Source organism: Streptomyces sp. NPDC030798 (assembly GCF_055572275.1).
Genome location: NZ_JBVIDR010000002.1, coordinates 149,449 through 174,988, shown reverse-complemented (window position 1 = coordinate 174,988; position 25,540 = coordinate 149,449). Strand labels below are relative to the sequence as shown.

Below are 25,540 nucleotides of genomic sequence, written 5' to 3'. Positions count from 1 at the left end.
TGCCACCCAGTGCACGCAGGGGTCCGTTCCGTGCCGCCAAGGATCAGCCGGTGGCCGTCACCCCCCGGCCGGCGGCACGCCGGGGCAGCGCCGTCGGCCAGTGCGCCACCGCCGCCGTCGCCGCGTACCACGCCACCGCACCGGACACGACGGCGATCCAGCCGCCCACCTTCGTGAGAGCGGAACTGTCGGCGAACTGCCCCACCGCCAGCACCACCATCGCCAGGAACAGCAGCCCGTGCACGGCCTGCCCGAGGGAGTCCCCGCCCGCGAGGGTCAGCGTCAGCGCCACCAGGGCGAACAGGCACAGGAACAGTCCGGCGCCGTTGGCCGAGGTGTGGGCGGCGACGGCCCAGGTGAACCACAGCGCGCCGAGGGCCACGAAGCCCGTGCCCAAGGCGCTGTCACGGTCGCGGAAGGCCAGCAGGCCGACCAGGAACAGGGCGACTCCGCCCACGTAGTGAGCGAGCGACACGGCGTCGGCCGCTCCCACACCGTCGATGACGCCGGTGGTGCCGAGTCCGAACGCCAACAGGGTTATCCCCAGGGCGAGTCGGCCCACTACGGCGGTGTTCGTGCTCCCCGCGGAGACGTCGTTGTCCACGGCGGGCTCCCTTCATGCAGTTGTGCGGTCGTGCGGTGACCGATATATGCCCTTCACAAGGGCACAAACACCTCTACGCGTGAGTAGTTTCACGCTGCACAAAGGGAGTTGACGGAGCGTCGGCGTCGGTCAGGGGATGACGACCACGGGCCGCTGCGCCCGCTTGGCGAGCCGTCCGGCCACGGAACCGAAGATGCGGCCCACGATGCCGTGGGTGGAACCCACCACGATGGCGTCCGCCTCGTACTCCTTGCCGACCTCTTCGAGCTCGTGGCAGATGTCGCCGCCGCGCTCGACCAGGATCCAGGGCACCTCGGACAGGTAGTCCGCGCAGGCCAGCTCGAGGCCGAGCACCTCGGTGCGGTGGTCCGGCACGTCGACGAAGACGGGCGGCTCGCAGCCCGCCCACACCGTGGTGGGCAGCCGGTTGGCCACGTGGACGATGATCAGGCCCGAGCGGGAGCGGTGGGCCATGCCGATCGCGTAGGCGAGGGCGCGCTCGCTGGACGTGGAGCCGTCGAAGCCGACGACGACTCCGTGCTTGAAGGCGGGGTCGCAGGAGGCACGCCCCTCTTCCGCCGCCAGGGGCTCGGCCGCCGTGGGATCGGCGACGGGCCGCTTGCGGTCCGCGGGTTCGAAGAATTCGTGACCGGCCATGGCTGTCTCGGCGTTGTGATCCTTATATGGGTGGGGGGTGACATGGTGCTGCGGAGCTGTGTCCGGGATTCGTCTTCCCAACCCCATACCCCCAAGGGTACGGCGGCACGCCTCCTTCGCCCAGCTCCTGCGCACGCTCCGTGAGCGGCCCCCCGGACGACCCCGGGGGTTCACCGGAGCATGCACGAGCGACGCCCGTAACGCAATGGTTGCTGCCCCGTACAGGCGGTTTGCACAGGATCAGCCGGCCACGGGCGGTGACCGAGTGATCGAGCGGGCGTTGAACCGGGTGAGCCACCGCCCCAGGGAGTACGAGATGCCCGGACCGCGATCCACCCCCGACCCGCAGCCGGGTCGGGACACCACGAGCGACGTGATCCGCTGGGCGGCCTTCAGCTGCGTTCTCGTACCGGTCGTCCTGCTCTGGTACGGCACGTCGCTCGCCGGCGCCGCGGGCACCGCGTTCGGTCTCGCGGCCGTCACCGCGGTCTGCCGGGTCCTGCTGCGACGGTCGGAGCGGTGCGCGGCGCGGGGGGCCGGGCGTTCCGGCACGCAAAGAGGCGGACGTCACACTCGGGGGGAGACACCGGTCGACTGACCGGTTTTTGCACCCTCGAACGCCTCTTTTCAGCCAACTTCCGGATACCGCTCCCGGGGGGTCCCACCTCCCCCTCAACCCCCGTTCCACCTGCACGGAAAGGGTCCGGGCCGGCCTTCGCACCCTACGCGGATTGGCCACTACGACAAGGCGCACTTCCCTGCGCGGCCCACGAGTGCAACCCTTCGTGATCGAATGCTTCACGCCAAGTTGTCATGTCGACAAACCATGGCGTGTCGAACTGGCCACCGTGAGACCGCGGCAGCCAGTAGATTTCGATCTTGACTGTCTTACGGCGGGGGACTCGTGCAGGACCGAGGGGAAACGTGCAGGAGCGACACAACCGAGGAGCCGCGACCACCGAGGGGGGCTTAGCAGGATGAGCCACGACTCCACTGCCGCGCCGGAAGCCGCGGCCCGGAAACTGTCCGGGCGCCGCCGCAAGGAGATCGTCGCGGTGCTGCTGTTCAGCGGCGGTCCCATCTTCGAGAGTTCCATACCACTGTCGGTGTTCGGGATCGACCGCCAGGACGCCGGAGTGCCGCGCTACCGACTGCTGGTGTGCGCCGGTGAGGAAGGCCCGCTGCGGACCACAGGGGGCCTGGAACTCACCGCACCGCATGGGCTCGAGGCGATCTCACGCGCGGGCACGGTCGTCGTACCGGCCTGGCGCTCGATCACCTCGCCGCCACCGGAGGAGGCGCTCGACGCGCTGCGCCGGGCGCACGAGGAGGGGGCCCGCATCGTCGGGCTGTGCACGGGCGCGTTCGTCCTCGCGGCGGCGGGCCTGCTGGACGGCCGCCCGGCGACCACGCACTGGATGTACGCGCCGACGCTGGCCAAGCGCTATCCGTCGGTGCACGTCGATCCGAGAGAGCTGTTCGTCGACGACGGCGACGTGCTGACGTCGGCGGGCACGGCGGCCGGTATCGATCTCTGTCTCCACATCGTGCGGACGGACCACGGCAACGAGGCGGCCGGCGCGCTCGCCCGGCGCCTGGTGGTCCCGCCGCGCCGGTCGGGCGGCCAGGAGCGCTACCTCGATCGGTCTTTACCGGAGGAGATCGGCGCCGACCCGCTCGCCGAGGTCGTCGCCTGGGCGCTGGAACACCTCCACGAGCAGTTCGACGTGGAGACCCTGGCGGCACGCGCCTACATGAGCCGCCGTACGTTCGACCGCCGGTTCCGCTCGCTGACCGGCAGTGCGCCGCTGCAGTGGCTGATCACGCAGCGGGTGCTGCAGGCGCAGCGGCTGCTGGAGACGTCGGACTACTCCGTGGACGAGGTGGCGGGGCGGTGCGGCTTCCGTTCACCGGTCGCGCTGCGCGGGCACTTCCGCCGCCAGCTCGGCTCGTCCCCGGCGGCGTACCGGGCCGCCTACCGGGCCCGGCGCCCGCAGGGCGACAAGCCGGGTGAGCCGGAGCCGGTGCCCCCGCCCGGGCCGCCGGCCGGCCTGCACGGCCACGCCCCGATGGGCGCGGCGCCCGCGCTGCTGCACCCGGAGCGCGACAGCGGCGTACCGATGCAGAGCCGCCGTCAGGCGGCCGGCGCGGTCAGCCTGCTGCCGGGCCCGCGCAGCGGGAGCTGAGCGACAGGGACGAGGGGGGCGGAGTCCGGGACTCCGCCCCTTCTCCTGCTCGTCGCCCTGAATGCACACGGACAAGGTGGCCGCACGCGCGGTCCGGCCCGGGGCGGGTCGCCGTAAGGTGAGACACATGAACGATCGCATGGTGTGGATCGACTGCGAGATGACCGGCCTCTCGCTGTCCGACGACGCGCTCATCGAGGTGGCCGCCCTCGTCACCGACTCCGAGCTGAACGTGCTCGGCGAGGGGGTGGACATCGTCATCCGCCCGCCGGAGCGGGCGCTGGAGACGATGCCGGAGGTGGTGCGCCAGATGCACACCACGTCCGGGCTGCTGGCCGAGCTGCCCGGCGGCACCACGCTGGCCGACGCCGAGGAGCAGGTCCTCGCCTACGTCCGCGAGCACGTCAAGGAGCCCGGCAAGGCCCCGCTGTGCGGCAACTCCGTCGGCACCGACCGCGGCTTCCTGCTGCGCGACATGCCGACGCTGGAGGACTACCTCCACTACCGGATCGTCGACGTCTCCTCCATCAAGGAGCTGGCCCGGCGCTGGTACCCGCGGGCGTACTTCAACAGCCCGGAGAAGAACGGCAACCACCGCGCCCTCGCCGACATCCGCGAGTCGATCGCCGAGCTGCGCTACTACCGGGAGGCCATCTTCGTGCCGCAGCCCGGTCCGGACTCCGACACGGCCAGGGCGATCGCCGCCAAGCACGTGCTGCCCGCACAGTGAACCCTCCGGCAGGCCCCTCGGGGTCCGCCCGGGGCGCCGCGCGAAAACCTGTGCGCGAGCACCCCTTCGGACCCTGTAGACTTCTTCTCGGCCGGTCGGGGAAACGACGAGTTCACCGCCGGTCGTGGTGGGTGTAGCTCAGCTGGTAGAGCACCTGGTTGTGGTCCAGGATGTCGCGGGTTCGAGTCCCGTCACTCACCCTGAATGATCAAGGGCTGGCCTGTGGAAGCAGGCCAGCCCTTTTTGCTGGGCGTCCCCGGGGGAACAGCGTGGGAGCGCCGGCCGGGCGGGGAGCTTCCGGGCGGCCGGCCCCACATCCTCATCTCCTCACGACGACGCCCTGGCCACCAGTTCCGTCGGCAGGACCGCGTGGCGTCGCTCCAGGCCGCGGGAGGCGGAGGGGCGGCGGTCGGCGATCTCGCTGAGGAGGAGGTCGATCATCGCCCGGCCCATCTCCTCGATCGGCTGGCGGACGCTGGTCAGCGGCGGGTCCATGTGGCGGGCGATGGCCGAGTCGTCGTACCCGACCAGCGCCACGTCGTCCGGGATGCGGCGGCCCGCCTCGCGCAGCACCTGGCGGGCGCCGGCCGCCATCACGTCGGAGCCGGCGAAGACCGCGTCCAGGTCGGGGTGACGCTCCAGGAGGGTGGTCATCGCCCTCCGGCCGCCCTCCTCGGTGAAGTCACCCGGTTCGACGAGGAGTTCGTCCGCCTTCAGCCCGGCGTCCCGCATCGCGTCCCGGTAGCCGTCGACGCGGCGCTGGGCGCCGTAGACGTCGAGGCGGCCGGTGATGTGGGCGATCCGGCGCCGGCCCCGGTCGAACAGGTGCTCCACGGCCGAGCGGGCGCCGCCGTAGTTGTCGGAGTCCACCGAGGTGAGCGTCTCCGCCGCCGAGCGGGGGCCGCTGATCACGGCCGGGATCTCGAGCTGGGCGAGCAGGTCCGGGAGCGGGTCGTCCGCGTGCACGGAGACCAGCAGGACCCCGTCCACCCGGTGGGCCGCCAGGTACTGCGCGAGGCGCTGCCGCTCCCGGTCGTTGCCGGCGAAGATCAGCAGCAGCTGCATCTCGGTGTCGCCGAGCTCGCCGCCGACACCCCGGAGCATGTCCGAGAAGTACGGTTCCGCGAAGAACCGGGTCTCCGGCTCGGGGACGACGAGCGCGATGGCGTCGGTGCGGTTGGCCGCGAGGGCGCGGGCCGCGGTGTTGGGTACGTACCCCAGCTCGGCGACCGCGGCCTCGACCGCCGCGCGGGTCGCCTCGCTCACCCGGGGCGAGCCGTTGATCACCCGGGAGACCGTGCCCCGGCCGACCCCCGCGCGCGCGGCAACCTCCTCGAGCGTGGGCCGCCCACCGCTCCGGCCCCGCACTCCATGGCCTGCCATGGGCTCCGCCTCCCTCGACACCAACATCCGGCTGGCTGGAATCTAACAGCCCTGGCCAGAGCGGAGAGGTGACCCGGGCGCCGAGGGCGGCCAGTTAACGCTCCGATAACTGAACACATTCCTCGGCGTCCGCTCCCTTGACACCCCGCTCCGAACCGACGACTCTTCAACACATCACTTGTGGGAGCGCTCCCACAGTACCTGACACATACACATCCCGCACGTTCCCCGCCCGAGCCGCAGCGAGCAAGTACGGGCCCAATTCCATGCAGTTGGCCGGGGGGTCGGCACGTCAGGCAACAGGAGGACGCAATGCGCACGAGCATCCGCGGGTCCCGCAGGGTGGGGGCCTTCGTGGCCGTCGCCGCGCTGACCACAGGGCTGCTGGCCGGCTGCGCCAACGACTCGAACGACGGCTCGTCGGACAACGGCTCCGGCGGCAACGGCGGCGGCAAGGGCAAGATCACTCTGACCATCGGGACCTTCGGCGTCTTCGGCTACAAGCAGGCCGGCCTCTACGACGAGTACATGAAGCTCCATCCGAACATCAACATCAAGGAGAACGTCACCACTCGTACCGACGTCTACTGGCCCAAGGTCCTCACCCGCCTCCAGGCCGGCGCCGGCACCGACGACATCCAGGCCATCGAGGTCGGCAACGTCACCGAGGCCGTCCAGACCCAGGCCGACAAGTTCGTCGACCTCGGCAAGGAGGTCGACAAGTCCCAGTGGCTGGACTGGAAGAACGCCCAGGCCACCACCAAGGACGGCAAGCTCATAGGGCTCGGCACCGACATCGGCCCGATGGCGATCTGCTACCGCAAGGACCTGTTCAAGAAGGCGGGCCTGCCCACCGACCGGACCAAGCTCGCCGAGCAGTGGAAGGGCGACTGGTCCAAGTACGTCGACCTCGGCAAGCAGTACATGAAGAAGGCGCCCAAGGGCACCAAGTTCGTGGACTCCGCGGCCTCCGTGTACAACGCGGCGGTGGGCGGCGCGAGCGAGCGGTACTACGACAAGGACGGCAACGTCGTCTGGGACAAGTCCGCGGGCGTGAAGAAGGCCTGGGACGTCGCCATGACCGCAGCGACCAGCAACATGTCGGCGAAGCTGAAGCAGTTCGACCCGACGTGGGACCAGGGATTCGCCAACGCCACCTTCGCCACCGTCGCCTGCCCGGCCTGGATGGTCGGCTACATCGAGCAGAAGTCCGGTGACTCCGGCAAGGGCAAGTGGGACGTGGCGGCGGCGCCCACCGCGGCCAACTGGGGCGGCTCCTTCCTCGGCGTGCCGACGGCGAGCAAGAACCAGAAGGAAGCGATCGCGCTGGCCAAGTGGCTGACCGCGCCCGAGCAGCAGGCCAAGGTCTTCGCCAAGCAGGCGAGCTTCCCGTCCACCCCGTCGGCGTACGCGAACCTGAAGCCGGCCGCCGACACCGTCGCGTACTTCTCCGGAGCCCCGCTCACCCAGATCTTCTCCGACTCGGCGAAGACCATCCCGGCGCAGCCCCTCGGGGCCAAGGACCAGCCGATCGGCACCGCGATCACCGACGTCGGCATCCTCCAGGTCGAGCAGAAGGGCAAGTCGCCGTCCCAGGGCTGGGACGCGGCGTCCAAGGAGATCAAGGACGTGCTCGGCCAGTGACCAGCTCCAAAGAGGCTCTCGCGCACCCCGCGTCGAGCGCCGAGGCCGCGCCCGGCACCCCGCCGGGCGCGGCCCGGGGCGCTGACGGTCGCGGTGCGCCGGCGGGCGCCGAGTCCTGGCGCAGCCGGCTGTACCGCTGGGACATGAAGGCGTCGCCGTACGCGTTCGTCTCCCCGTTCTTCCTCCTCTTCGGGGCCTTCACGCTGGTCCCGCTCCTCTACACCGCCTGGTACTCGCTGCACAACGTGCAGCTGTCCGCGCTGGACCACCAGACCTGGGCCGGCCTGGACAACTACCGGAACCTGCTCAGCTCGGACTTCTTCTGGAACGCGCTGAAGAACACCTTCACCATCGGCGTCATCTCGACCGTGCCGCAGCTGCTGGCCGCGCTCGGGCTCGCCCACCTGCTGAACTACAAGCTGCGGGGCTCGACCGTGTGGCGCGTGGTGATGCTGACCCCGTACGCCACCTCGGTGGCCGCGGCGACCCTGGTGTTCACGCTGCTGTACTCGTGGGACGGCGGCATGGTCAACTGGATCCTGCACTTCTTCGGGGTCGACGCGATCAACTGGCGCGAGTCGGACTGGGGTTCGCAGTTCGCGGTGTCGACGATCGTGATCTGGCGGTGGACCGGCTACAACGCGCTGATCTACCTGGCCGCGATGCAGGCGATCCCGGCGGACCTGTACGAGTCGGCGGCGATCGACGGCGCCAACCGCTGGCAGCAGTTCCGGCACGTGACCATTCCGCAGCTCAGGCCCACCATCCTGTTCACCGTGGTCGTCTCGACCATCGGCGCGACCCAGCTCTTCGGTGAGGTCCTGCTGTTCGGCGGGGTGAGCGGGTCCAAGGGCGGTTCGTCGCACCAGTACCAGACGCTCGGCCTGTACATGTACGACCAGGGCTGGATCATCGGCAACCTCGGCAAGGCCTCCGCGATCGCCTGGTCGATGTTCCTGATCCTGCTGCTCGTGGCCGCGGTCAACCTGCTGCTCACCCGACGGCTGAGGAAATCCCAATGACCACCACTGAACTGACGCTGCCGAAGGCGGCGCGCAAGGAGCGCCGCCGCCGGGTGATGGGCGCGGGCAAGCAGCTGCACGCGGGCCCGGTGACGTACGTCGTCCTCACGGTGTTCGCGCTGGTCTCGCTCGCCCCGCTGGTGTGGACGGCGATCGCGGCCTCGCGCACCGACCGGCGCCTGGCCGAGACCCCGCCGCCGCTGTGGTTCGGTGGCAACCTGTTCAAGAACCTCCAGGCCGCCTGGGACCAGGCAGGGCTCGGCACCGCGATGCTCAACTCGGTGATCGTGGCAGGGACGATCACGGTGAGCACGGTGCTGTTCGCCACGATGGCCGGCTTCGCCTTCGCCAAGCTGCGGTTCCGCTTCTCCGGGCTGCTGTTGCTGCTGACCATCGGCACGATGATGATTCCGCCGCAGCTCGCGGTCGTCCCGCTGTACCTGTGGATGGCGGACTTCGGCTGGTCGAACCAGTTGCAGACGGTGATCCTGCCGAGCCTGGTGACCGCCTTCGGCACGTTCTTCATGCGGCAGTACCTGGTGCAGGCGCTGCCGACGGAGCTGATCGAGGCCGCCCGGGTGGACGGCGCGAGCAGCCTGCGGATCATCTGGCACGTGGTCTTCCCGGCGGCCCGGCCCGCGATGGCCGTGCTCGGCCTGCTGACGTTCGTGTTCGCCTGGAACGACTTCCTGTGGCCGATCATCGCCCTGAACCAGCAGAACCCGACCGTGCAGGTCGCCCTGAACTCGCTCGGCACCGGCTATGTGCCGGACCAGGCGGTGATCATGGCGGGCGCGCTGCTCGGCACGCTGCCGCTGCTGGTCGCGTTCCTGCTGTTCGGCAAGCAGATCGTGGGCGGGATCATGCAGGGCGCGGTCAAGGGCTGACCCTTCCCCGCCCCCGGGGGCCGGGCCACCGCCGCCCCGGCCCCTGTCCTCCACCGCCCGTCCCCTCTCCCCCATCACCACCTCGTCGGTCTTCCACGACCCCCTTGGGAGCGCTTTCATGCCTGACTCCGTATCCCCCGTGACCTTTCCTCCCGCCTTCCTCTGGGGCGCCGCGACCTCCGCGTACCAGATCGAGGGGGCGGTGCGGGAGGACGGCCGCACTCCGTCGATCTGGGACACCTTCAGCCATACGCCGGGCAAGACGGCCGGCGGCGAGCACGGTGACATCGCCGTCGACCACTACCACCGCTACCGCGACGACGTGGCGCTCATGGCGGAGCTGGGCCTGAACGCCTACCGCTTCTCCGTCTCCTGGTCCCGGGTGCAGCCGACCGGCCGGGGCCCGGCGGTCCAGCGCGGCCTGGACTTCTACCGGCGCCTGGTGGACGAGCTGCTCGCCCACGGCATCAAGCCGGCCGTCACCCTCTACCACTGGGACCTGCCGCAGGAGCTGGAGGACGCGGGCGGCTGGCCCGAGCGGGACACCGCGCTGCGGTTCGCCGAGTACGCCCAGCTCGTGGGCGAGGCGCTGGGTGACCGGGTGGAGAACTGGATCACCCTCAACGAGCCCTGGTGCAGCGCCTTCCTCGGCTACGGCTCCGGGGTGCACGCCCCCGGACGTACCGACCCGGCGGCCGCGCTGCGCGCCGCGCACCATCTCAACCTGGCCCACGGCCTCGGCACGGCGGCGCTGCGCTCGGCGATGCCGGCCCGCAACCGGATCGCCATCAGCCTCAACTCCTCGGTCGTCCGGCCGCTCACCCAGGACCCGGCCGACCTGGCGGCGGCCCGCCGGATCGACGACCTGGCCAACGGGGTCTTCCACGGGCCGATGCTGCACGGGGCGTACCCGGAGTCGCTGTTCACGGCGACGGCGTCGGTCACGGACTGGTCGTTCGTGCAGGACGGCGACGTCCGTACGATCAACGCGCCGCTGGACGCGCTGGGCCTGAACTACTACACGCCGACCCTGGTCTCGGCTGCCGCGAGCGAGGTCAAGGGCCCGCGGGCGGACGGCCACGGCGCCAGCGAGCACTCGCCCTGGCCGGGCGCCGACGACGTGCTGTTCCATCAGACGCCGGGCGAGCGCACGGAGATGGGCTGGTCGATCGACCCGACGGGCCTGTACGACCTGATCATGCGCTACACGCGCGAGGCGCCGGGGCTGCCGCTGTACGTCACCGAGAACGGCGCGGCCTACGACGACAAGCCCGACCCGGACGGCCAGGTGCACGACCCGGAGCGGATCGCCTATCTGCACGGCCACCTCGCGGAGGTGCGCCGCGCCCTGACCGACGGCGCCGACGTCCGCGGCTACTACCTGTGGTCCCTGCTGGACAACTTCGAGTGGGCCTACGGCTACGGCAAGCGCTTCGGGGCGGTGTACGTGGACTACACGACGCTGGAGCGCACCCCGAAGTCGAGTGCCCGGTGGTACGGCGAGGCGGCGCGCACGGGCACGCTGCCGTCGGTGCTGCCTGCCGCCTGAGAGACCGGGACGCGGCCCGTCGTGGGGGCGGGCCGCGTCCGGCCGGACCGGGCGCGGCCTGTCGTGGGGGCGGGCCGCGCCCGGTGTTCGGCCGGGGTCAGTTGAAGGCGCCGAAGGCCTTCGAGAAGGCGAACTTGTCCTGGGCGATGGAGCTGCAGGTGGCGTCGGCGCTGGGCTTGGTGCCGCCGGCGCAGGCCTTGTCGCGGGTCGCGGACCACATGGAGAGCCAGCCGATCCCCTTGGACTTGGCGAAGTTCACCAGCTGGGTGGCGTCGTCGACCTTGAAGACCTCGGAGGAGACGTCGTTGACACCGATCATCGGGGTGACCGCGACGGTCTTCCAGGCGGCGGCGTCGGACAGCCCCAGCACGCTCTTGACCTGGGCCTGCGTGGCGGTGGCGGCCTGTTCGGCCAGGTCGCCCATGTCACCGCTGAACGAGGGGCCGTAGTCCATCGCCATGATGTTGACGGCGGAGATCTTCACGCCGTGGGACTTGGCGTCGGACAGCAGGTTCACCCCGTCCTGGGTGAGGCCCTGCGGCAGCACGGGGAGGGTGAAGGAGACGTCCAGGCCGGGGTGCTGCTTCTGGAGTTCGGCGATGGCCTGGGCGCGGCGGGTGTTGGCCGCGGTGTTGGGCAGCGCGCCGCCCTCGACGTCGAAGTCGACCTTGGTGAGCTTGAAGGCGTCGACGGCCTTGCCGTACGCCGCCGCGAGCGCGTCGGCGGAGGAGCAGGTGGTGGCCAGTTCGGAGCCGGAGGCGCCGCCGAAGGAGACCCGGACGTCACCGCCCTTGGCGCGCAGGGAGCCTATCTGCGCGGCCACGCCGTCGCTGGTGAGGTCGGTGACGCCGCCCCACTTGGGGGTGCAGCCGCCGCCGTCGGTGACGAAGGCGAGGTTGTAGTTCTTCACGCCGGTGGCGTCGGCCGCGGCGAGGAGGTCGAAGGCCGGATAGAGCGAGGTGTCGACGTAGGGCGCGAAGCCGGCCGAGTCGGTGGTGCCGGTGCCGGTGCTCTTGGTGGGGCTCGGTGTGGGCGTCGGGCTCTGGCTCGGGGACGAGCTCTTGCTGGGGCTCGGGGCCGGGGCGGGCGACTGGCTCTGGGTCGGGCGGCCGCTCGGCTCGGGGGTGGGGCCGCCGTCGGCGGAGCACTGGGCGTCGTCGATGCGACAGCCGGTCGGGTCGCCCGTGCCGCTGACGACGAAGCCGACGGTGACCGACTTGCCGGGGGCGAGCCCGTCGGTGTCCCACTTGGCGGGCTTGACGGTGACGTGCTGCCCGCTGACGCTCGACTCGCCGTTCCACAGCGAGCTGAGCCGGGTACCGGCCGGCAGGTCGAACTCCAGTGTCCAGGTCTTCTCGGCGGCGCCGCTGTTGTTGGTCACGACGTACTGGGCGGTGTACCCGGTCGACCAGTCGCTGGTCCTGGTGTACGCGGCGTTCACCCCGGCCGCGTTGGCGGTGCCGGTCAGCACGAGCGCGCCGCCACCGACCACGGCCGCGGCGACGAGGCCGCCGATCGCCTTGTTCCTGCCACTGATCCTGCGCCGGTGCGTGCTCATGCGCGTGCCTGCCTTTGTTCGTCAGGGGGGTGAGGTGCGGCAGCACGCTAGCGATACGGAATCGGACAAATGGCTTGATGCGGACGGCGGTCGAGGTTCTTAGGCTGCGCTTAAGGAAGGGATCGGGGACGGTTAAAGGTAGAGACCAATTTGCCCGTCCGGCGCCGCCGCACCCGGTGCCCCCGGCCCGCCGGTTTCCGCCCGTCGAGCTGGAACCAGATCCGCACCTCGGTCCCGCCCAGCACCGAGGAGCCGATGCGGACGTCACCGCCGGTGGACTCGGCGAGCCGGCGCACGATGTCCAGGCCGAGCCCGGTCGAGCCCGCGCTGCCCGAGCCGCGGCCGCGGGCCATCGCCGCCTCGGGGTCGGGTATGCCGGGGCCCGCGTCGGAGACCAGGACGATCACCGCGTCCTCGCCGTTGTGCACGTCGACCGCGAAGGCGGTGCCCTCGGCGGTGTGCCGGAAGACGTTGCCGAGCAGCGCGTCCAGGGCGGCGGCCAGGTCGGCGCGGGCCACGGGTATCCGCACCGGGCGCTCGGCCCCGGCCACCCGCCACTTGCGGCCCTCGTCCTCGGCGAGCGCCGACCAGAACACCATGCGCTCGCGGACCACTTCGGCCACGTCGCACCCGGCGCCGGGCCCGGCGGCCGCGGTCTGCGGCTTGGCCTCCCGGGCGGTACGGATGATGGTGTCGACCTCCTTCTCCAGCTGGGCGACGGCCGACCGGGTCTGTTCGGCGGCGGGCCCGGCGCCCAGGGAGGCGGCGTTCAGCCGCAGCACGGTCAGCGGGGTGCGCAGCCGGTGCGACAGGTCGGCCGCCAGCTCCCGCTCGTTGGCCAGCAGTTGGACGACCTGGTCGGCCATCGAGTTGAACGCGACGGCGGCGAGCCGCAGTTCGTTCGGCCCCTCCTCCGGCACCCGGGCGCCGAGCTTGCCCTCACCCAGTTCATGGGCGCCCTCGACCAGCCGCTGCGCGGGTCGCACCATGCGCACCCCGAGCCGGTCGGCGACCGCCACCGAGCCGACGATCAGCGCGAGGCCGACGGCCGCGAGCACCGCCCACGCGGTGCCGACGCCGTTGGTCACCGCGGACTCGGGCACGTACACCTCGACGACGGCTATCGCCCCCGAGCCGAGCGCGACCGGCTGCAGCAGGGCCGATCCGCCGGCCACGGAGGTGGTGGAGGCGCGGCCCAGCTTCCGCACGGCCTCGATGTCGCCGTCGCCGGCGCGCTGCCGGCCGAGGTCGAGCGCGGCCCTGCTGCCGTCGGCGGGCAGGTGCACGGCCATGCCGGAGTCGGCGCCGGCGGAGGCCACGACCCGCTCCAGCTTGTCCCGGTCGGTGGTGATGGACAGGGCGGGCGCGACCGCGGCGGCCTGCCGTTCGGCGTTGGCGAAGGCGCGGTCGCGGGCCATCTCCTTGACGACGAGCCCGAGCGGCACCGCGAAGGCGACCACGACCATCGTGGTGACCGCCAGGCACACCTTGACCAGAGCCCATCTCATCGCGGCGGCACCTCTTCCCCCTCGGAGAGCACGGGCGGTTCCAGCTTCACGCCGACACCCCTGAGCGTGTGCAGATAGCGGGGCCGGGCCGCGGTCTCCCCCAGCTTCCGGCGCAGCCAGGACAAGTGGACGTCGATGGTCTGGTCGTCGCCGTAGGACTGCTGCCAGACCTCGGCGAGGAGTTCCTTGCGCGGCACGACCACACCGGGCCGCCCGGCGAGGAAGGCCAGCAGGTCGAACTCACGGCGGGTCAGGTCCAGCGGGACGCCGTCGAGTTCGGCCTGGCGGCGCAGGGGGTCGACGGTGAGCCCGCCGACCCGCAGGACGGGCGAAGCCGGGGGCTCCGCGGCGCCGGCGCGGCTGCGGCGCAGCACGGCGGCGATGCGTGCCGACAGGTGCTCCACGGAGAACGGCTTGGTCAGATAGTCGTCCGCCCCGGCGTTGAGCAACCGGACGATCTCCGCCTCGTCGTCCCGGGCGGTGGCGATGATGACAGGCACGTCGGTGATGCCGCGCAGCATCTTCAGCGCCTCGGAGCCGTCCAGGTCGGGCAGTCCGAGGTCCAGGATCACCAGGTCGAAACGGAGATGGGCGACCTCGCGCAGCGCCTCCAGCGCCGTACCGACGCTGCGCACCGTGTGCGAGGCGTCGGTCAGATGCCGGATGAGCGCCGAGCGTACGAACTGGTCGTCCTCCACCACGAGCACACTTGCCATGCGCCGCACCGTACGCCATGCGGCGGATGCCGGTCCGGCGCCTGTGGACAACTCGGCTCGGGTGCGCACGGCCGTAACCGTGAGGCAGTATGGCCCGCGATGCGCAGAGGACTCGTACACGTACTGGCGTGGCTGCTGGCGACGGGAGCGGCGGTCACGCTGTCGTGGTGGGGTGTGCACACGGTCATGGCCAAAACGGCGTACGGCCCGCCGCGTGCCCTGCCGATCACGGCCGCCGACAGCACCACGCAGCGCTCGAAGCCCCTGGACACCACGACCGCCCGGCCCTCTGCGTCGAAGAGCCCGACGACCCGGCCACCGGCCGCACCGACCCCGTCCCGGACCCCGACGCGCAGCCCGTCCCCGTCCGCCACCGGCTCCGGCCGGGTCAAGGCCTACGACACCGACGGCGGCCGGGCGGTGTTCGACCTGGGCCCCGCCGACGCGACGCTGGTCTCGGCGACGCCGGGGACGGGCTGGTCGATGCAGGTGTGGAAGACGCAGACCTGGATCCGGGTGGAGTTCAGCCGCGGCGCGGACCGCGTCTCGGTGTTCTGCACGTGGCACGACGGCCCGCCGCACGTGGACGTGGGCACGTACTGAACGGGCCGGTCCGGGCCGGCCGGATTCAGTGGAACACCGATGGCGGCGGGGCCGGGGAGGCGACCGCCGCCTCGTCCGTCACGGGGAGGGCGCCGCCGGCGAAGTCGATGAGCCCTCTGCCGTGTTCCACCCGGGCGGGGTGGGGGTCGCAGGCGGCCCGCCGGGTGAGTTCCGCGAGCGGCAGCGGGAGCGCGCAGGCGGCGAGGACCGCGTTGCCGAAGCGTTTGCCGCGCAGCACGGCCGGATCGGCGATCAGCGCGAGTTCCGGGAAGCGGGCGGCGGCGGTGGCGATCTGGCCACGCAGATGGGCGAGCGGCGGGCCGTCGGCGACGTTGGCCGCGTAGACCCCGGAGGGCTTCAGGGCCCGGCGGACCTCGTCGAGGAACTCGGTGGACGTCAGGTGGGCGGGGGTGCGGGCGCCGCTGAAGACGTCGGCGACGACCAGGTCGGCCCAGCCGTCCGGCACCTTGGCCAGCCCCTCGCGCGCGTCCACGGAACGGACCCTGATCCGGGCGTTCGGATCCAGCGGCAGCTCACGCCGGATCAGTTGCACGAGACCCGCGTCCCGTTCGACGACCTGCTGGGTGGAGCGGGGCCGGGTGGCGGCGACGTACCGGGCGAGGGTGAGGGCGCCGCCGCCCAGATGCACGGCGTGGACGGGCTTTCCGGGCGGGGCGGCGAGGTCGATGACGTGGCCGAGGCGGCGCTGGTACTCGAACGAGAGGTACGCCGGGTCGTCCAGGTCGACGTGCGACTGGGGCGCCCCGTCGATCAGCAGTGTCCAGGCCCGGGCCCGGTCCGGGTCGGGTATGAGCTCAGCGAGCCCGCCGTCGACCGGTTGCACCACGGCCTCGGCGGCGGCCGGCCGGCGCCGGTTGTTCCTGGATCTGCCCACCCGTCCATTTTCGCAGGCCCGGCGGGCGGGCGCGTCACCGGCAGTTGTCGGCGGCCTCGATCGTGCGGGCCGCCTCGCCGAGGGCCCGGCGCAGCACCACCGGGTCGGTGGCGAGGTCGGCCTCGCCGGGCGGCAGCAGCCAGTCCGAACCCTTCACCGGCGGCTCGGGGGCGAGTCGCACGCCCTGGCCGTTGGTCTCGGTGCAGGTGCTGCCGGGCAGGTCCCAGCAGGCGGCCGTGCCGGCCGGGACCAGGAAGCCGAGGGTGCCGCCGCCGTCGTCGTGCAGCACCCGCCCCACCACCTCGCCCGTACCGCGCCGCAGGATGTCGACCGCCTCCAGCCCCTGCCGGGCCGGCACCGTCACGAGGTCGCACGCCGCGTCCCCCGCCGCCTCCACCGCGTGCGGAAGGGACGACGACGGTGACGAAGACGGCGACATACAAGGATCGTTGCTCTGGCTGGTCTCCATGCCGGCCTCCACCGCGCCTGTTGCAGTCCATGGGGTTCAACGCGCGAGCGCGTCAACGGCTACGGCACAAGTGCGCCGCAAAGGATGGCACTTCATGGCAGATCGTGGATGAGATATCCGGTTTGTAGCCAAACACAGCGTGGCGGGTCCGACACAGCAGGTACGTTCTTGCTCGCCGGAACCAGGGTGTCACAGGACAACTCAGCCCGAATCCACCCCGGATCCGGCATGGTTCGACGGTTCGCACGAGAGGACCCGGCCATGGCGTCGTCAACCGAGACCTCGTCACAGCCCGATCGGCCGGCACGGCCGAACCTCGCCTTCCGGCAGCTGCGCGGCCGGCGCTCACCGGCCGAGTTCGCGGCACTGGTGCGGCGGGCCGCGCGGGAGATCGGCGAGCGGGTGAGCTGTGACGCGCGCTACATCGGCAGGGTCGAGGCGGGTGAGATCCGCTGCCCCAACTACGCGTACGAACGGGTGTTCCTGCACATGTTCCCCGGTCGCACGCTCACCGATCTCGGCTTCGCGCCCCGCTCGTCCGTCCGCGGACGCGCGGCACGGGCGGCCGGGGACCCGCCCCGGACGCTCGTCATGGGTGAGACCCCGCGGGCGTACGAGCCGTATGACACGCAGAACCGCCCGTACGACCCGCAGAACCCGTACGGCTCGGACGAGCCGTACCCGAACGACCATCTGAACCACGAGGAGAGCGACGTGCTGCGTCGCGCATTCATGACCGGCGGAGGCGCCACCGTGGCCGCCGCCACGCTGGGCCCGCTGGGGCTCGCCACCGACGCCAAGGCGGCGGCCCGGCCGCTGCGCCGCGCCGGAACCCCCGAGGCGGCCGCCCTGGAGGAGGCCGTCCGCCGCATCCGGCTGCTGGACGACCGGCACGGCGCGGACGGCCTGTACCGGCGCGCGGCCGCACCCCTGCGCGCCGCCTACGCGCTGCTGGACGCCGGCGCGACCCGGCAGACGACCGCCGACCGGCTGCACTCGGGCGCCGGTGAACTCGCCATCTCCGTCGGCTGGCTGGCCCACGACTCCGGCCGCTTCGACGACGCCCGCTCGCACTACGCGGAGGCGCTGGCCACCGCGCGGATGACCGGCGACGCGGGGCTCGAGGCCCACGCCTTCTGCAACACCGCCTTCCTCGCACGCGACGCCGGCCGGCCCCGGGAAGCGGTCCGCGCCGCGCAGGCCGCCCAGCGGGTCGCCCGGACGCTCGGCTCTCCCCGGCTGATGTCCCTCCTCGCACTGCGCGAGGCGGGCGGCTGGGCCGGACTCGCCGACCGGGCCGGCTGCGAGCAGGCACTGGCCCGGGCGCAGGCCTTCTTCGAGCGGGGCCACTCGGACGCCGACCCCGAGTGGATGACGTTCTACGGGGAGGCCGAGCTGGAGGGTCTTGAGGCGCAGTGCTGGTCGACGCTGGGCGACTGGCGGCGCGCGGCCCGGCACGCGCGGCGGGCGGCCCGGCTGCAGGATCCGCACTTCACGCGCAACATCGCGCTGTACACGGCGGAACTGGCCGACGACCTCGCGCGCGAGGGTCGTCCCGACGAGGCGGCCCAGGCGGCGCTGCGCGTCCTCGACCTGCTGGACCAGGTCCAGTCCTCCCGCATCCAGACGATGCTGGCGGGCACGGCCCGGGTCCTGCTCCCGCATCGGCGCGCGTCGGGGGTGTCGGAGTTCCTGGACCGGCATGCGTCGATGCCACGGGTCGGGCGGGCGTAGTCGTCGGCTGCGGGCGGGTGGGGGCCGGTCGCGCGGTTTTCCGCGCCCCTGGGGCGTTGCCGCCGGCCTCGGTGAGCAACGCCCCGCCCCGCCACAGGCTCACCCCGCCAGGTGCCCCACATCGTTCCAGCTCTCGATCGCCGGTTCCCCGTACGCCCAGCCGAGTACGGACAGCGACGTCGGGTTCAGCCGTATCCGCGCCGCGAAGTCCAGCGGCTGCCCCAGCCACCGCGCGCCGATGGACCTCAGGATGTGCCCGTGGGCGAACACCAGCACGTCCCGGTCCGCGGACCGCGCCCACGCGACGACCTCGTCCGCGCGGGCGGTCACCTCGGCGAGGCTCTCGCCGCCGGGCACCCCGTCCCGCCAGATCAGCCACCCCGGCCGCACGGCCTGGATCTCGGCCGGCTTCATGCCCTCGTACGCGCCGTAGTCCCACTCCAGGAGCGTGTCCCAGACGTCCGCCCGCTCCCCGAACCCCGCCAGCTCGCACGTCTCACGCGCGCGTGCCAGCGGACTGGTCCGCACCTCGACCCCCGGCAGCCCGTCCAGCGGAGCGCGGTGCAGCCGCTCGCCGAGCAGCTTGGCGCCCCGCCGGCCCTCCTCCAGGAGCGGTACGTCGGTCCTGCCGGTGTGCTTGCCGGACAGCGACCACTGCGTCTGTCCGTGCCGGGCCAGCAGGATGCGCGGTGCCATGGGAGACCTTTCCGGGACGGGGACGCCGAACGGGCGCCGACAGGGGCGCCGAACAGCGCCGAGAGAACGAGGGCGCGGTCCCTTCATCATCGCTCACCCCGGGCGCGGGCAACCCGCCGGGCGGTCCCCGCGTCTTTGAGGGCTGAAGCCCCCGCAGGGCCGGAATACGGACACCGTAAAGTGGCACGGTCGCCCGCCGGGGGCGCACCGCACAGGAGGGGGAGGGCGATCGGATGCCGCAGACCGAGACACCGGGCACCACCGAGGTGACCCCGCGAACCCGGCTGCGGTGGTGGACCGAGCTGCCGCTCATCCTGCTGATCTACGGCATCTACACGGCCGGCCGTCTCATCGCGCGCGGGGACGTCTCCGGAGCCGTCGACCACGGCCTGGCCATCCTGCACATCGAGAAGGTCCTGCACCTCAACGCCGAGCACCCGCTCAACCGGCTGTTCACGGGCGAGCCGTGGCTCGGCGTGCCGGCCGACTTCTGGTACGCCTCGCTGCACTACGTGGTCACGCCCGCCGTCCTCGTCTGGCTGTTCCGGGCCCGCAGCGAGCGCTACCGCGCGGCCCGCACCTGGCTGATGACCTCCACGCTCATCGGCCTCATCGGCTTCACCCTGCTGCCCACCTGCCCGCCCCGGCTGCTCTCCCCGGAGCACGGCTTCGTGGACACGATGGCGCACTACAGCTCGTACGGCTGGTGGGGCAGCGAGGCCAGCGCCCCGCGCGGCATGGGCGGCATGACCAACCAGTACGCGGCGATGCCGAGCCTGCACGTGGGCTGGGCGCTGTGGTGCGGGGTCATGCTCTGGCGTCACGGCGGCACGCGCCTGGCGAAGGTCTTCGGCGTGGCCTACCCGCTGCTGACCGCGCTGGTGGTCATGGGCACCGCCAACCACTACTTCCTGGACGCGGTCGCGGGGGTCGCCGTGATGGGCGTGGGCCTGCTGCTCGGGCCGCGGGTGATGCGCGGCGCGGACCTGCTGAGGGCCCGCCCGGCCTCCCGGGCGCCGGTGGCCGCGGCGGTCCCGGCGGGTGCGGGGTCCCCGATTGTCAGTGGCGGATGCCAGACTTCCGCGGGTGAGCGAATTCCACGGCAGCGCGAGTCGCAACTCGCGTCCGCAGCCGGACCGGACGCCTCCGCCGGAGACGCGGACGAAGGGGCTCCGGCAGCGGCTCGCTGAGCTGCGCGGTCCCGGCGTACCGGCCAAGGCACTGGACGCGCGCGCCCTCGCGGCGCTCGCCGCGAACCCCGGGTGCCGCCGGCGGGCGATCCTGGACGGCGCCGGGGTGGACAAGGCGGCGCTGGCGAGCGCGCTGGGCGCGCCGTCGGGTTTCGGGCAGTCCCAGTTCGCGCTGACCCGGGGCAACGCGTTCGAGGCGAAGGTGAAGGCGGACGGCGGCGCGGAGCTGCTGCGGCTGGTCCACGCGCGGCTCGACCCGGGCGCCGAGCCGCCCGCCGGGGCCGCGGTGCCCGACCTGTCCGCGCTGGGCCCCGAGGGGCGCACGGCGCGTACGGCGCTGGCGCTGCGCGAGGCGGTGGCCGCGGGCGGCTGGACGCTGCTGGACCACCCGATGCTCGCGCTGGACGTGGCGGGCTCGCTCGCGTTCCTGGAGCCGGACGCGGTGGTGGTGCACCCGGACGGCAGCTGGACGGTCGTGGAGATCAAGTCCTTCCCGATGCTGGACGGCTCGGCCGACCCCGCGAAGGTGGGCGCGGCCGCCCGGCAGGCGGCGGTGTACGTGCTGGCCCTGGAGGACGTCGCCGCCCGGCTCGACCCCGCCCCGCGGGTGCGGCACCGGGTGCTGCTGGTGTGCCCGAAGGACTTCTCCAACCTGCCCACGGCGTCCGCCGTGGACGTCCGCAAGCAGCGCGCGGTCACCGCCCGGCAGCTGGCCCGGCTCACCCGCGTCGAGGAGATCGCCGACGGCCTCCCGCAGGGCACGTGCTTCGCGCCCGACCGGCCGGCCGAGGAGCTGACGGCGGCCGTCGAGGCGGTGCCGGCGACGTACGCGCCCGACTGCCTGTCCGCCTGCGAGCTGGCCTTCCACTGCCGGGAACGCTCCCGCGCGGCCGGCGCCGTGACCCGTCTCGGCCGTCCCCTGCGCGCCGAACTCGGCGGCCTGACCACGGTCGACGAGGTCCTCGCGGCGGCCCGGGGCGAGGCCGGCGACCCCACCGACCCGGCGGTCGCGGCCCTGCGCCGCGCGGCCGCCCTCCGCGCCGAGGCCCTGTCCGGCCGCGCCCCGCACGCGGGGGTGGCCCCGTGTCCCTGACCGGCACCCCCACCCGTCTCCAGGCCCGACGCGCGGCCGGCCGGGCCTCGCACGCGGAGGTCGACCCGTGTCGCTGATCGTCACCCTCGCCCGTCTCGAGGCCGTCAGCTCCGGCCGGGCCCGGCCCACCGCGACCGTCCGGCACCGGCATCTGTCCGAGCGCCCCCTGGTGTTCGTGCCGCTCACCACCGCCGGTGAGGCCGGCGCCCCGCTGGGCGCGCTGGTGGGCACCGACCGGGACGCGCCGCGCCTGCTGGTCGTGCCGCAGCCCCGCGACCGGGACCTGCGCTTCGCGTTCCTCGCCGAGCTGGCCGACGTCGTCCTGCCCCACCTCGACTCCTACGCGGACGTGGTCGAGGCCGCCGAGCGCACCGAGACCGACCCGGAGACCGGCAAGCGGGTCAAGGTCGAGGTCGAGCTGTGCACGGACGCGCCGCAGCTCATCGTGCCGAGCCGCGCAGGCCTGGACTTCGTCCGGCTGCTCGGCCGCTCCATGCGCTTCAGGCGCACCGCCGAGCAGGACCCGGAGACGCCCCATCCGGCGCCGCCCCGGGTGCCGCTGCTCGGCCGCTGGCTCACCCATTACGGCGAGCGGGCCCGCGTCCCCGGCTCGTCGCTGCTCCTGGCGCTCACCGAGGTGCTGTCCCGGCATTGGGCGACCGGCCAGTCCAGCCTGGAGGACCAGCACCTGGGCGCCCTGCTCGCCTGGATCGACCCCCCGGCGGGCTGCACGGGCGCGGAGGCCGCCGAGCGGGCCGAGCTCGCCCGGGACGGCGAGGGCCAGTTGCTGTGCCCGCCGGCCGGCCCGGCCACCGACCCGGCGTTCGACAACAAGCTGCTGGCCCCGGCCGTCGAACGCTACGACCGCGCGCGTACCGCCCTCGGGGCCGCCGAGGACGCCCTGGAGGCCGACGACCGGCTGGCCGCGCTCACCGCGGCCGAGCAGCGCATCCGCGACCTGGTGGAGAGCCGCATCCGCCCCACCTGGGACGCGGTGTGGCGGGGCCTGGACCTGCTGCGGGCGCTGCCGGAGGGGGTGCATGTCGAGGAGCGGTGGACGCGGGACCGCTGGTCGTTCACCGGCCACCGGGACCGGGTCCTGGCCGGCGAGCCCCCGCAGCCGCGCCGGGACGACGCGGTGACGGCGGCGAACAAGTTGGCCACGCGCGAGCGCGAGCAGGCACGCCTGGAGGCGCAGGAGGCGCTGGACGACCCGCTGGTGATGGCCGGGCGGCGGCTGGCCGGTGAGGCCTTCGCGGGCGAGGTCACCGACGCCGTGATGGCGTACAGCGAGGGCAAGCGGCCCAGCCCGCGCCCGCTGGTGACGGTCCGCACGGAGGACCGGCCCCATCTGGCGGAGCGCGCGAAGGTGTTCCGCTCGCTGGGCGGCAAGCCGCAGGCGGCGGAGTTCGTCGGGTACGAGGGCGCGCCCGAGGAGGGCCTGCTGGTCCTGCGGATCCTGGACAAGATGGGCCGCGGCAGGGAGCCGGAGCCCGGGTCGGTGCCGGAGAAGGGGGACGTGGTCTGCTTCACCCTCTTCGAGCACGAGCAGCGCGGCGGCGCGAAGCTGCCGGACCCGGAGGAGACCCCGTGGACGCACGGCGGCCCGCCGGGCGAGGCCGTGCCGGAGACGCCCGACGCGGTGACCGAGGAGGACGTGCTGTGACGACGGTCGGCTTCGACCCCGGGGCGGCGGCCGCCCGGGCGACGGACGCGATCCTGCGCGACACGCTGCACGGCACGCAGCGCGGTGTCGTCGTGGACTCGCCGCCCGGCGCCGGCAAGTCGACGCTCGTGGTCCGCGCGGCGCTGGAGCTGGCCGGTGCCGGGCGGCCCCTGATGGTGGTCGCGCAGACCAACGCGCAGGTCGACGACCTGGTCCTGCGGCTCGCCGAGAAGGACCCCGAGCTGCCGGTCGGCCGGCTGCACAGCAGCGACGCCGACGCCTACGACAAGGCGCTGGACGAGCTGCCGAACGTCCGCACCTCGGCGAAGGCGGCCGACCTGAACGGGCTGCCGGTGGTGCTGTCCACCGCCGCGAAGTGGGCGCACGTCAAGGCGGACGAGCCGTGGCGGCACGCGATCGTGGACGAGGCGTACCAGATGCGCTCGGACTCGCTGCTGGCGGTGGCCGGGCTGTTCGAGCGGGCTCTGTTCGTGGGCGACCCCGGCCAGCTCGACCCGTTCGCGATCGTCGGCAGCGAGCAGTGGGCGGGGCTGTCGTACGACCCGTCGGCATCGGCGGTGACGACCCTGCTGGCCCACAACCCGGAGCTGCCCCAGCACCGCCTCCCCGTCTCCTGGCGCCTGCCCGCCTCGGCGGCCCCGCTGGTCTCGGACGCCTTCTACCCCTACACCCCGTTCCGCAGCGGCACGGACCACGACGACCGCCGGCTGGCCTTCGCGGTCCCCTCCGACGGCTCCGGCCCGGACCGGGTGATCGACGAGGCGGCGCGGTCCGGCTGGGGCCTGCTGGAGCTGCCCGCCCGGCACACCCCGCGCACGGACCCGGAGGCGGTGCGGGCGGTCGCCGCCGTCGTGCGCCGTCTGCTGGACCGGGAGGGCGCGGCGATCTCCGAACGCTCACCGGAGCCCGCGCCCCTGACCGCCGACCGCATCGCGGTCGGCACCGCCCACCGCGACCAGGCGGCCGCCGTCCGCGCGGCACTGGCCGAGCTGGGCGTGACGGACGTCACCGTCGACACCGCGAACCGTCTCCAGGGCCGCGAGTACGACGTCACGGTGGTCCTGCACCCGCTCTCCGGCCGCCCCGACGCCACCGCCTTCCACCTGGAGACGGGCCGCCTGTGCGTCCTGGCCTCCCGCCACCGCCACGCCTGCATCGTGGTCTGCCGCGCGGGCGTCGGCGACCTGCTGGACGACTACCCGTCCACCGAACCGGTCCAGCTGGGCACGCTCGTGAAGTTCCCGGACGGCTGGGAGGCGAACCACGCGGTCCTGGCCCACCTGGCCGAACACCGGGTCGACTGGCGGCCATGACCCCCACACCCACCACCGCCGGACGGAGTCCGGCACGCCGCCGGAGGCGGCCATCGCAAACAGTTCGGACGGCCGGGAGGCGAACCACGCGGTCCCGACCCACCTCGCCGAACACCGGGTCGGCCGGCGGCCATGACCACACAGCCCGGCCCTCCCGGCGTACCCCGGGGGTCGAGACCCCCTTGCGTGGGCGCGGGACAATGGACGGTGGCCCACCGGAAGGCGGTGCCGATCGGACCGTACGAGGAGGAGATGGAGACATGGCGGAGCCCACGCCGCGTCGGAACGAACCGCGGCTACGCCCCGCGCCCCTGCTCTTCGAGCCGGCGGAGGCGGCCGCCGATCCCGAGCACTTCTTCGACCTGGAGTCGATCGACGACCCCCGGGCACTGCTGTCCCGGGCGACGGAGCTGACCCAGGCGTTCCGCGCGGCGGCCGACCGGGCCGTGGAGTTCCAGGCCATCGCGGCGGCCCAGCTGGCCGACCCGCGCCGGTTCGACCGGCTGACCCCGGCGGACATCGCCGAGCGGGCCGAGTGGACCGAGGACTACGCGAAGAAGATGGTGGAGTTCGGGCGGGACCTGATGCGGGGAGCCGACACGGAGGGCCGGACCCCCGTCGACCCGGTGTAGACGCCGCCGTCCATCCCGTCCGGCATATGCCAGCCGGGCAAGATACTCCACCTGGCCCCATCGTGTCCCGGTTTTCGGCAACCCAGGAGAACCGCGCGCTCACTCCCGGTAGATGTAGTCGGCATGAGCAGCGCACCGAACGTCACCTCGGTCACCTCCGCCGGCGCCGCCTGGCTCGCCTCGGCAGGAACGTATCCCCGGAGCACGCTCGCCCTGTGGGAGGAGCGTCCGAACGCCCCGGTGGTACTGCCCTGCGGCACCGCCTTCGACGTGGTGAGCGCCCCGGTGGTCTTCGGGCGCCGGATGCTGGACCGGTTGTGGGACGAGGGGCCGGGGTCCGGTCCCGTCGCGGCGCACCGGGGGCGTCTGCTGCTGTTCGCCGCCCCGGGCACGGCCCAGCGGCTGCCCTCGCTGCTGGCCTGGGAGGAGTGGGGCTCGCACCGCGCGGAGGCGGTGCCGCCGCTGCTGTGCCACGGGACCGGCGACGCGGTGACCGTCCCTGCGCTGCACGGCGGCGACTCCCCCACCCCCGGCGGCTCCCGCTGGCTGGTGGCTCCGGACACCCGTCACCCCTGGCTGCCGGGCCCCGAGGTGGTGCTCTGGGCGGCGGTACGGGCGGCCCGCGCGGCGGTGCGCATATCGATTTTTCCTCCCGCCGACCAGGGTGCTAATGTCTACGACGTCAGCAGGCGCCGCTAGCTCAGTTGGTTAGAGCAGCTGACTCTTAATCAGCGGGTCCGGGGTTCGAGTCCCTGGCGGCGCACGATGGCGATGGCGAGGCGTG

Annotated in this window: 24 protein-coding genes and 2 tRNA genes; 17 read left to right on the top strand and 9 right to left on the bottom strand. The window is 72.9% G+C overall.

The annotated features are described in order from the left end of the window. Positions 1 to 43 precede the first annotated feature (43 nt). The gene (locus ACZ404_RS05340; protein WP_468436141.1) at positions 44 to 604 is read right to left on the bottom strand and encodes a GPR1/FUN34/YaaH family transporter; all 561 of its coding nucleotides are present in this window, start codon (positions 602 to 604) and stop codon (positions 44 to 46) included. 129 nt (positions 605 to 733) lie between these two features. Then, complete coding sequence (locus ACZ404_RS05335) at positions 734 to 1,261, bottom strand: universal stress protein (RefSeq protein ID WP_468436139.1); 528 nt, start codon at positions 1,259 to 1,261, stop codon at positions 734 to 736. A 316-nt stretch (positions 1,262 to 1,577) separates the two neighbouring features. Here ACZ404_RS05335 and ACZ404_RS05330 point away from each other — a divergent pair, with 316 nt between their 5' ends. The 4 genes from ACZ404_RS05330 (at position 1,578) to ACZ404_RS05315 (ending at position 4,377) form a co-directional block, all read left to right on the top strand. Then, positions 1,578 to 1,859, top strand: coding sequence for a hypothetical protein (locus ACZ404_RS05330; RefSeq protein WP_468436138.1), 282 nt, complete (start codon positions 1,578 to 1,580; stop codon positions 1,857 to 1,859). A 379-nt stretch (positions 1,860 to 2,238) separates the two neighbouring features. Beyond that, the gene (locus ACZ404_RS05325; protein WP_468436136.1) at positions 2,239 to 3,447 is read left to right on the top strand and encodes a helix-turn-helix domain-containing protein; all 1,209 of its coding nucleotides are present in this window, start codon (positions 2,239 to 2,241) and stop codon (positions 3,445 to 3,447) included. A gap of 127 nt (positions 3,448 to 3,574) precedes the next feature. Continuing rightward, positions 3,575 to 4,177: an oligoribonuclease gene (orn, locus tag ACZ404_RS05320; protein ID WP_468436134.1), complete on the top strand. Its 603-nt coding sequence runs from the start codon at positions 3,575 to 3,577 to the stop codon at positions 4,175 to 4,177. A 127-nt stretch (positions 4,178 to 4,304) separates the two neighbouring features. Beyond that, a tRNA-His gene (locus ACZ404_RS05315) sits at positions 4,305 to 4,377 on the top strand. A 127-nt stretch (positions 4,378 to 4,504) separates the two neighbouring features. On the opposite strand, the gene ACZ404_RS05310 is transcribed toward ACZ404_RS05315, so the two are convergent. Next, on the bottom strand, positions 4,505 to 5,560 hold the full coding sequence (locus ACZ404_RS05310; protein WP_468436132.1) for a LacI family DNA-binding transcriptional regulator: 1,056 nt from the start codon (positions 5,558 to 5,560) through the stop codon (positions 4,505 to 4,507). A gap of 312 nt (positions 5,561 to 5,872) precedes the next feature. Here ACZ404_RS05310 and ACZ404_RS05305 point away from each other — a divergent pair, with 312 nt between their 5' ends. The 4 genes from ACZ404_RS05305 to ACZ404_RS05290 all read left to right on the top strand — a co-directional run bounded on the left by ACZ404_RS05305 (position 5,873) and on the right by ACZ404_RS05290 (position 10,662). Continuing rightward, the gene (locus ACZ404_RS05305) at positions 5,873 to 7,204 is read left to right on the top strand and encodes an ABC transporter substrate-binding protein (protein WP_468436130.1); all 1,332 of its coding nucleotides are present in this window, start codon (positions 5,873 to 5,875) and stop codon (positions 7,202 to 7,204) included. Beyond that, positions 7,201 to 8,226, top strand: coding sequence for a carbohydrate ABC transporter permease (locus ACZ404_RS05300; RefSeq protein ID WP_468436128.1), 1,026 nt, complete (start codon positions 7,201 to 7,203; stop codon positions 8,224 to 8,226). The genes ACZ404_RS05305 and ACZ404_RS05300 overlap by 4 nt, the downstream gene beginning before the upstream one ends. After that, positions 8,223 to 9,113, top strand: coding sequence for a carbohydrate ABC transporter permease (locus tag ACZ404_RS05295; protein ID WP_468436126.1), 891 nt, complete (start codon positions 8,223 to 8,225; stop codon positions 9,111 to 9,113). The genes ACZ404_RS05300 and ACZ404_RS05295 overlap by 4 nt, the downstream gene beginning before the upstream one ends. A gap of 118 nt (positions 9,114 to 9,231) precedes the next feature. Next, positions 9,232 to 10,662 (top strand): GH1 family beta-glucosidase, encoded by a 1,431-nt coding sequence (locus tag ACZ404_RS05290; protein WP_468436124.1) that lies wholly within the window; start codon positions 9,232 to 9,234, stop codon positions 10,660 to 10,662. 97 nt (positions 10,663 to 10,759) lie between these two features. On the opposite strand, the gene ACZ404_RS05285 is transcribed toward ACZ404_RS05290, so the two are convergent. From ACZ404_RS05285 to ACZ404_RS05275, 3 genes are all read right to left on the bottom strand, one after another. Further along, positions 10,760 to 12,220 (bottom strand): glycoside hydrolase family 18 protein, encoded by a 1,461-nt coding sequence (locus ACZ404_RS05285; protein ID WP_468436122.1) that lies wholly within the window; start codon positions 12,218 to 12,220, stop codon positions 10,760 to 10,762. A 110-nt stretch (positions 12,221 to 12,330) separates the two neighbouring features. After that, entirely contained in the window at positions 12,331 to 13,728 is a 1,398-nt protein-coding gene (locus ACZ404_RS05280) for a sensor histidine kinase (protein ID WP_468436120.1), read from the bottom strand. After that, a complete protein-coding gene (locus ACZ404_RS05275) occupies positions 13,725 to 14,444 on the bottom strand; it encodes a response regulator transcription factor (protein ID WP_468436118.1) in 720 nt (239 codons plus the stop codon). Before ACZ404_RS05275 ends, ACZ404_RS05280 begins: the two co-directional genes overlap by 4 nt. Before the next feature lie 99 nt (positions 14,445 to 14,543). Between ACZ404_RS05275 and ACZ404_RS05270 the strand changes: the two genes are divergently transcribed. Next, positions 14,544 to 15,047: a hypothetical protein gene (locus tag ACZ404_RS05270; RefSeq protein WP_468436116.1), complete on the top strand. Its 504-nt coding sequence runs from the start codon at positions 14,544 to 14,546 to the stop codon at positions 15,045 to 15,047. A 25-nt stretch (positions 15,048 to 15,072) separates the two neighbouring features. Here the strand turns inward: ACZ404_RS05270 and ACZ404_RS05265 are convergent, their stop codons facing one another. Next, the gene (locus ACZ404_RS05265; RefSeq protein WP_468436114.1) at positions 15,073 to 15,942 is read right to left on the bottom strand and encodes a spermidine synthase; all 870 of its coding nucleotides are present in this window, start codon (positions 15,940 to 15,942) and stop codon (positions 15,073 to 15,075) included. Positions 15,943 to 15,976: 34 nt separating this feature from the next. Next, entirely contained in the window at positions 15,977 to 16,411 is a 435-nt protein-coding gene (locus ACZ404_RS05260; protein ID WP_468436112.1) for a hypothetical protein, read from the bottom strand. Positions 16,412 to 16,672: 261 nt separating this feature from the next. On the opposite strand from ACZ404_RS05260, the gene ACZ404_RS05255 reads away from it, so the two are divergent. Beyond that, positions 16,673 to 18,145, top strand: a complete 1,473-nt coding sequence (locus tag ACZ404_RS05255; RefSeq protein ID WP_468436110.1) for a hypothetical protein — start codon at positions 16,673 to 16,675, stop codon at positions 18,143 to 18,145. A gap of 99 nt (positions 18,146 to 18,244) precedes the next feature. On the opposite strand, the gene ACZ404_RS05250 is transcribed toward ACZ404_RS05255, so the two are convergent. Further along, the gene (locus tag ACZ404_RS05250; RefSeq protein WP_468436109.1) at positions 18,245 to 18,841 is read right to left on the bottom strand and encodes a histidine phosphatase family protein; all 597 of its coding nucleotides are present in this window, start codon (positions 18,839 to 18,841) and stop codon (positions 18,245 to 18,247) included. A gap of 233 nt (positions 18,842 to 19,074) precedes the next feature. Between ACZ404_RS05250 and ACZ404_RS05245 the strand changes: the two genes are divergently transcribed. From ACZ404_RS05245 to ACZ404_RS05215, 7 genes are all read left to right on the top strand, one after another. Continuing rightward, positions 19,075 to 20,031, top strand: a complete 957-nt coding sequence (locus ACZ404_RS05245) for a phosphatase PAP2 family protein (protein WP_468436107.1) — start codon at positions 19,075 to 19,077, stop codon at positions 20,029 to 20,031. Further along, positions 19,928 to 21,124: a hypothetical protein gene (locus ACZ404_RS05240; RefSeq protein WP_468436105.1), complete on the top strand. Its 1,197-nt coding sequence runs from the start codon at positions 19,928 to 19,930 to the stop codon at positions 21,122 to 21,124. The genes ACZ404_RS05245 and ACZ404_RS05240 overlap by 104 nt, the downstream gene beginning before the upstream one ends. A 67-nt stretch (positions 21,125 to 21,191) precedes the next feature. After that, the gene (locus tag ACZ404_RS05235; RefSeq protein ID WP_468436103.1) at positions 21,192 to 22,790 is read left to right on the top strand and encodes an MCP four helix bundle domain-containing protein; all 1,599 of its coding nucleotides are present in this window, start codon (positions 21,192 to 21,194) and stop codon (positions 22,788 to 22,790) included. Continuing rightward, on the top strand, positions 22,787 to 24,124 hold the full coding sequence (locus ACZ404_RS05230) for a DEAD/DEAH box helicase family protein (RefSeq protein WP_468436101.1): 1,338 nt from the start codon (positions 22,787 to 22,789) through the stop codon (positions 24,122 to 24,124). The genes ACZ404_RS05235 and ACZ404_RS05230 overlap by 4 nt, the downstream gene beginning before the upstream one ends. 260 nt (positions 24,125 to 24,384) lie before the next feature. Further along, positions 24,385 to 24,756: a hypothetical protein gene (locus tag ACZ404_RS05225; RefSeq protein ID WP_468436099.1), complete on the top strand. Its 372-nt coding sequence runs from the start codon at positions 24,385 to 24,387 to the stop codon at positions 24,754 to 24,756. 123 nt (positions 24,757 to 24,879) lie between these two features. Continuing rightward, positions 24,880 to 25,455, top strand: a complete 576-nt coding sequence (locus ACZ404_RS05220; RefSeq protein WP_468436097.1) for a bifunctional DNA primase/polymerase — start codon at positions 24,880 to 24,882, stop codon at positions 25,453 to 25,455. Next, positions 25,446 to 25,519: transfer RNA gene (locus ACZ404_RS05215), tRNA-Lys, on the top strand. The genes ACZ404_RS05220 and ACZ404_RS05215 overlap by 10 nt, the downstream gene beginning before the upstream one ends. The last annotated feature ends 21 nt before the right edge of the window (positions 25,520 to 25,540 follow it).